Origin of the sequence: uncultured Blautia sp. (assembly GCF_902497045.1) — a bacterium.
Lineage (GTDB): Bacteria > Bacillota > Clostridia > Lachnospirales > Lachnospiraceae > Blautia_A.
The window spans coordinates 1-6,582 of the sequence record NZ_CABVDF010000161.1; the positions used below are offsets into that span (position 1 = coordinate 1).

The following is a 6,582-nucleotide window of genomic DNA, read 5'->3' on the forward strand; positions in this document are numbered from 1 at the left end:
TTTTACAATCATTTAACCAGGAGACGACAGGAAATTTAACGAAAGATATTTATACTGTAAAAAGAAATATGTAAGAAAGCCGGAGGTAAGCAGATGATCTATCTGGTAGAAGATGATGAAAGCATCAGAGAGCTTGTTGTATATACATTAAAAAGTCAGGATATGGATGCCAAGGGGTTTGAAAGACCCTCTCTTTTTTGGAAAGAACTGGAAAAAGAGCTGCCTTCTCTGATTCTTCTGGATATTATGCTGCCAGAAGAAGACGGGATCAGTATACTGAAAAAATTAAGGGCAAGACCGGATACCAGAAAACTTCCGGTGATCATGCTTACGGCAAAGGGCAGTGAATATGATACTGTTCTGGGGCTAGACAGCGGTGCAGATGATTACATTCCCAAGCCATTCCGCATGATGGAACTTATTTCAAGAGTCCGGGCAAGACTTCGCCGGGCAGAAGATAAAGGTGCAGAAGAATACAGGATCGGAAGTCTGTATGTATGTCCTTCTAAACATATGGTAACAGTAAATAAAGAACCAGTCAGTCTTACACTGAAGGAATATGAGATGCTTTGCCTGTTATTGAAAAACAGTGGTATGGTGCTGTCCAGAACACAGCTTCTTAATCAGATATGGGGATATGAGTTTGATGGAGAGAGCAGGACGGTAGACGTACATATCAGAACTTTGCGCCAGAAATTGGGAGAAGCAGGAGATCTGATCGAAACAATCCGGGGAATCGGATATAAGATGGGAAAATAATCTTCTGTATCGGAAGAAAAAATAAGAGAAAAACAGATGCCATGGGGTTTCCCATGGTATTTTTCTGCATGTCATGTTACAATTCTTTTATGCGAAAAAATATTTTTCACAGATAAAGCATCATTGGTCTGTGAGGAATATCAGAATAACATATATGCGAGGTAATCATTTATGAAATCACTTGTAATTGCAGAAAAACCTTCGGTTGCCAGAGATATCGCCAGAGTCCTCCACTGCAGTCAGAAAGGAAACGGATGTTTGGAAGGAAAGGAATATGTTGTAACCTGGGCGCTGGGACATCTTGTGACTTTGGCTGATCCGGAGGAATATGATAAAAAATATATGAAATGGGAAATGAGTACACTTCCCATGATGCCAGAGCACATGAAGCTGGTAGTGATCCGACAGACTGCGAAACAGTACAATGCAGTAAAGACACAGCTTTTCCGAAAAGATGTGGGAGATATCATTATTGCCACAGATGCAGGAAGAGAGGGAGAACTGGTTGCCCGTTGGATCCTTGATAAATCCGGATGCAGGAAGCCCATCCGTCGTCTGTGGATCTCGTCCGTAACGGATAAAGCTATCAGAGACGGTTTTCATAATCTGAGGGACGGAAGAGAATATAACGATCTTTACCGGGCAGCAGCCGCAAGAGCAGAGGCAGACTGGCTGGTGGGAATGAATGGTACAAGAGCGCTGACATGTAAATATAATGCACAGCTTTCCTGTGGTCGTGTACAGACGCCCACTCTTGCCATTATCGCCATGCGAGAGGAAGAAATCAGACATTTTCAGCCAAAGGAGTATTATGGGCTTACAGTAAATGCAGGGGAGATACTCTGGACCTGGAAAGACCAGAAAAGCGGAAGCTTCCGTACTTTTCATAAGGAAAAGGCAGAGGAGATCCGAGAGAAGATAAAAGATGGAGCGCTGACCATTACTTCGGTGACAAAAAAGCCAAAGAAAACCCAGGCGCCGGGACTGTATGACCTGACTACATTACAGAGAGAAGCAAATCAGAAATACGGATTTTCTGCGAAAGAAACTCTGAACATCATGCAGAGACTTTATGAAAACCATAAGGTTCTTACTTATCCAAGAACAGATTCCCGTTATATTGGAAAGGACGTGGTACCGACCATCAAGGAAAGGCTGAAAGCTTGCGGCACAGGCCCTTATCGGAAGCTGGCAGGAGCTTTACTGAATAAACCGATCCAGGTAAATGGAAGCTTTGTAGATGATAAGAAAGTCAGCGACCATCATGCCATTATTCCTACAGAGCAGTTTGTACAGCTTGACCATATGACAAATGAAGAGAGAAAGATTTACGATATGGTGGTGCGCCGCTTTTTAAGTGTTCTGTATCCGGCCTTTGAATATGAACAGACTGCCATGGAGGCAGAAGCTTCGGGATATGTGTTTGCAGCCAGCGGAAAAACAGTGAAAAATGCCGGATGGAAAGAAGTTTATGAGGGCGATTACCGGGAGGAGGAAGACGAAAACGAACAGGAAATGAAAGACCAGAGTCTTCCGGTGTACAAAGAGGGAGAAAAGCTGAAGATTCTGGATATCCGTATGAAAGAGGGAAAAACAAAGCCTCCGGCAAGATTTACGGAAGCCTCCCTTCTTGCTGCTATGGAAAATCCTGTAAAATATTTATCTACAGGAGACCGTCAGGCTGCAAAAACACTGGGAGAAACAGGCGGACTTGGAACCGTTGCTACCAGAGCTGACATTATCGAAAAATTGTTTAACAGCTTTATGATGGAGAAAAAAGGAAATGAGATCCATCTTACGTCTAAAGCAAAGCAGCTTCTTGAACTGGTTCCGGAGGATCTGAAAAAACCGGAGCTTACTGCGGACTGGGAAAAGAAACTTTCGGATATTGCAAAAGGGAAGCTGCGTCAGGATACTTTCCTGAAAGAAATCAGAGATTATACCTGTGAGATTGTTGATGAGATCAAAACTGCAAGCGGAACATTCCGCCATGACAACATTACAAACAAGATATGTCCTGAATGCGGCAAACGACTTCTGGCAGTAAATGGAAAAAACAGTAAGATGCTGGTATGCCAGGATCGTGAATGCGGGTATCGGGAAACTATTTCCAGAACAACCAATGCACGCTGTCCGAAATGCCATAAGCGTATGGAAATGATCGTAAAAGGAAAGGAAGAAACTTTTATCTGTGCCTGTGGATATAAAGAAAAGCTGTCTTCTTTCCAGGCGAGAAGAAAAAAAGAGGGAGCAGGCGTAAATAAAAAAGATGTACAAAAATATCTGAAACAGCAGCAGAAAGAAGCAAAAGAGCCTGTAAATAATGCTTTTGCCCAGGCTCTTGCAGGGATTAAGCTGGACTGAACTTCAAAAAACAGAACCACATAGGAGGAACTATATGCCAGTTTTTGACTTTAATCAAACTCCGGAAAAAGGAACGACACCGGAATGCACATATACTACTTTTCAATCCAATGAAGACAAAGCTTCGCCGGAAAAACCGATTCTGATCCTGGACAATCAGAAATGCCAGTGGGCACATCATTCCTGCGGGGTATTTACCAATCCTGTCCATCGTACTTCTTTTGAGTTTAAAGAGGAAAAGACAGCAGCCAGTGCAGATATCCGTAAGGTGGACTCACGATTTGTAAGTCTGATCCGCTGGCTGGGAGAGAACCGGATCAATGTACGGCTTTCAGGAGAAAACAGAACAGAAGGGTACTGTGTTTACAGAATACGGGAGATTGCTTTTGGCGGCGGTAAAAAACTGTCTGCTGAGGACGGTTTTCTTCAATACATGATAGAACGGCTTCTGTCCAGCAGTGCGCCGGCAGAACTTCCGGCAGATGAAGACGATATGGAGGATGGAGATGATCTGAAACTTACCAGTCTTCAGAGCATTACAGATTTTATGACCTGTGCAGGCCGCACGCTTCCTGATAATATCCGTCTCTGGGCAAGAAGAAATCTAGCAGTGGCACGTTCTTCAGAGGTTTCACAGGAGGAACGGCGCCATGCTCAGAGAGCGCTTTCTATTATGATGAATATTCGGTGGAAAAGCAACTATTTTGAAGCCATCGATCCAGATGAGGCAAGAAGGATCCTGGATGAAACTCTTTATGGAATGGAAAAAGTAAAGCAGAGGATCATCGAGACCATCATTCAGATCAACAGGACTCATACCCTTCCGGCTTATGGACTTCTTCTGGTAGGACCGGCAGGAACAGGAAAATCTCAGATTGCCTATGCGGTGGCAAAGATACTGAAACTGCCCTGGACAACCCTGGACATGAGTTCTATTAACGATCCGGAGCAGCTGACCGGAAGCTCCCGTGTTTATGCCAATGCAAAGCCAGGTATCATCCTGGAAGCTTTTTCTATGGCCGGAGAGTCAAATCTTGTATTTATTATTAATGAGCTGGATAAGGCGGCTTCAGGAAAGGGCAATGGAAACCCGGCAGATGTTCTCCTGACACTTTTGGATAATCTGGGCTTTACCGATAACTATATGGAATGTATGGTTCCCACATCCGGAGTCTATCCAATTGCTACGGCTAATGATAAATCTCAGATCAGTGCACCCCTGATGTCACGTTTTGCTGTTATTGAGATTCCTGATTATACTTTTGAAGAAAAAAAGGTGATCTTTTCCAGATTTGCACTTCCAAAGGTGCTGAAAAGAATAGGATTAGAAGCTCATGAGTGTATTATAGAAGGAGATGCACTGGACGCTGTGATCCGGAAATATTCAGATACTTCCGGAATACGTGATCTGGAACAGGCGGCAGAGCATCTGGCAGCCAATGCTCTTTATCAGATTGAGGTGGATCATAGAAAAGAAGTAAGATTTACAAAAGAAGCAGTGAAAGAGCTTCTCGACTGATGAAATGATTTTTAGGAGAAACAAGGAACCGGCGGAAATTCTGCCGGTTCCTTTGGAAAAATGTATTTAGTTTTGCTGGTAGACGCTCAGGAAGTCTGCGATTTCTTCTGACGCCTTGGAAAGAACCTCAATACGAGGAAGATATACAACACGGAAATGATCAGGCTGCTTCCAGTTGAATCCGCCTCCGTGGATCAGAAGGATTTTTTTCTCACGGAGAAGATCCAGCGCAAACTGCTCATCGTTTGTAATATTGAACTTTTTCGTATCAATTTTAGGGAAGATATAAAAAGCGGCTTTTGGTTTTACTGCCGTGATCCCCGGGATATCTGTAAGGGCTTTATAAATAAATTCTCTTTGCTCGTAAATTCTTCCGCCGGGTATAATATAATCATTTACACTCTGATGTCCTCCCAGAGCTGTCTGGACAATGGACTGCGCAGGAACATTGGAGCAGAGACGCATGTTTGACAGCATGTTGATACCTTCAATATAATCTTTTACATGGTGTTTGTTTCCGCTTAAGATCATCCAGCCAATACGATAGCCTGCAATCATATGAGATTTAGACAGTCCGCTGAAGGTAACACAGAAAAGATCTGGGGCAAGAGAGGCGATAGAAATATGTTCCTCGCCATCCATGACCAGACGGTCATAAATTTCATCAGAAAATATAATAAGCTGATGACGTCTTGCAATATCTACGATTTTCTGAAGGACTTCTCTTGGATAAAGAGCTCCTGTAGGATTGTTGGGATTGATGATAACAATAGCCTTTGTCTTATCAGTGATTTTTTTCTCAATATCATCTATATCCGGGTACCACTCAGACTGCTCATCGCAGATATAATGGACAGCCTTTCCGCCGGCAAGAGTGGCACAGGCAGTCCAAAGAGGGTAATCCGGAGATGGAATCAGAATTTCATCTCCGTTATCCAGAAGAGCAGACAGGGAAAGATTGATCAGCTCGCTGACTCCATTACCGGTGTAGATATCTCCGATGGAAACGTTAGGGATATGTTTCAGCTGTGCGTACTGCATGATAGCTTTTCTTGCAGAAAAAAGTCCCTTTGCATCAGAATAGCCTTCACATTCCGTAAGCTGCTGGCGCATATCATAAATTACTTCATCGGGAGTTCGAAAGCCAAAGGGAGCGGGATTTCCAATGTTCAGCTTTAATACATGGGTACCTGCTTCTTCCATTCGGGACGCTTCTTCTACAACAGGACCTCTGACATCGTATAAAACATTATCCAGTTTGGATGATTTCTTAAATTCACGCATTTTTGTTCCTCCCATAAGTTCGATTTGCGGATCTATTTTTTTGGAATCTCTAGTTTGGACAAGTTCAATTTGGAACTCGGATTTTTCCGGCAATGTTTTTTCAGCGGACATGATTTCTGGTTCAGATTTGGACGTGTCGGTATTTCCTATAAGCCATTCAGGACTTGTGTGAAGAGTTTCTGCAAGAAAGTTCAATATATCAGGACGGGGAAGGGTTTTACCGCTGACATACTGGCTTACATGGCTTTTTCCAAGCTTTATATGACGGGATTCTGCGGTTCGGACAAGATCTATCTGCTTCATATTTTGTTTATTCATTGCAGAACGGAGCCTGTCGGCAAAAATTTCTTTTGAGTTCATAGATTCCTCCTGAAAAATAGAAACTTAAAAAGTTCAATTTATAAAAGGAGTATAGCACGAAGAGTTCAAAAGTTCAATAATAAAATTATGGATATTAATAAAAAAATGAATGGATTTTTGGCTGTGGATCGTATTATAAGTGAAAGACAGCGTCAGTGTACACCGACGCGAATGTAGGTATTTATTAGGTAATTGCGAAACAAGTCCGCAATTCTGATTGAAAACAGGCGAAGGCTCCTGCCATGCAGGATTCTTGGGATAGGAAGTGAAAATCGTTCATTTCTTGGCACAACAAA

General features: G+C 42.8%; 4 protein-coding genes. 3 read left to right on the forward strand and 1 reads right to left on the reverse strand.

From position 1 onward, the window contains the following. Nucleotides 1-93: 93 nt before the first annotated feature. The 3 genes from RDS42_RS10960 to RDS42_RS10970 all read left to right on the forward strand — a co-directional run bounded on the left by RDS42_RS10960 (nucleotide 94) and on the right by RDS42_RS10970 (nucleotide 4,642). On the forward strand, nucleotides 94-759 hold the full coding sequence (locus RDS42_RS10960) for a response regulator transcription factor (RefSeq protein WP_308783697.1): 666 nt from the start codon (nucleotides 94-96) through the stop codon (nucleotides 757-759). A 171-nt stretch (nucleotides 760-930) separates the two neighbouring features. Continuing rightward, nucleotides 931-3,123, forward strand: a complete 2,193-nt coding sequence (locus RDS42_RS10965) for a DNA topoisomerase III (protein ID WP_308783698.1) — start codon at nucleotides 931-933, stop codon at nucleotides 3,121-3,123. Nucleotides 3,124-3,157: 34 nt separating this feature from the next. Continuing rightward, a complete protein-coding gene (locus RDS42_RS10970; protein ID WP_308783699.1) occupies nucleotides 3,158-4,642 on the forward strand; it encodes an AAA family ATPase in 1,485 nt (494 codons plus the stop codon). Between the two features lie 66 nt (nucleotides 4,643-4,708). On the opposite strand, the gene RDS42_RS10975 is transcribed toward RDS42_RS10970, so the two are convergent. Next, on the reverse strand, nucleotides 4,709-6,286 hold the full coding sequence (locus RDS42_RS10975) for an aminotransferase class I/II-fold pyridoxal phosphate-dependent enzyme (RefSeq protein ID WP_308783700.1): 1,578 nt from the start codon (nucleotides 6,284-6,286) through the stop codon (nucleotides 4,709-4,711). Nucleotides 6,287-6,582 lie beyond the last annotated feature (296 nt).

What these genes read in the sequence shown, in the direction of transcription:
- RDS42_RS10960 (WP_308783697.1), top strand. Translation starts at nt 94, where the DNA reads ATGATCTATCTGGTAGAAGATGATGAAAGCATCAGAGAGCTTGTTGTA.
- RDS42_RS10965 (WP_308783698.1), top strand. Translation starts at nt 931, where the DNA reads ATGAAATCACTTGTAATTGCAGAAAAACCTTCGGTTGCCAGAGATATC.
- RDS42_RS10970 (WP_308783699.1), top strand. Translation starts at nt 3,158, where the DNA reads ATGCCAGTTTTTGACTTTAATCAAACTCCGGAAAAAGGAACGACACCG.
- RDS42_RS10975 (WP_308783700.1), bottom strand. Translation starts at nt 6,286, where the DNA reads ATGAACTCAAAAGAAATTTTTGCCGACAGGCTCCGTTCTGCAATGAAT.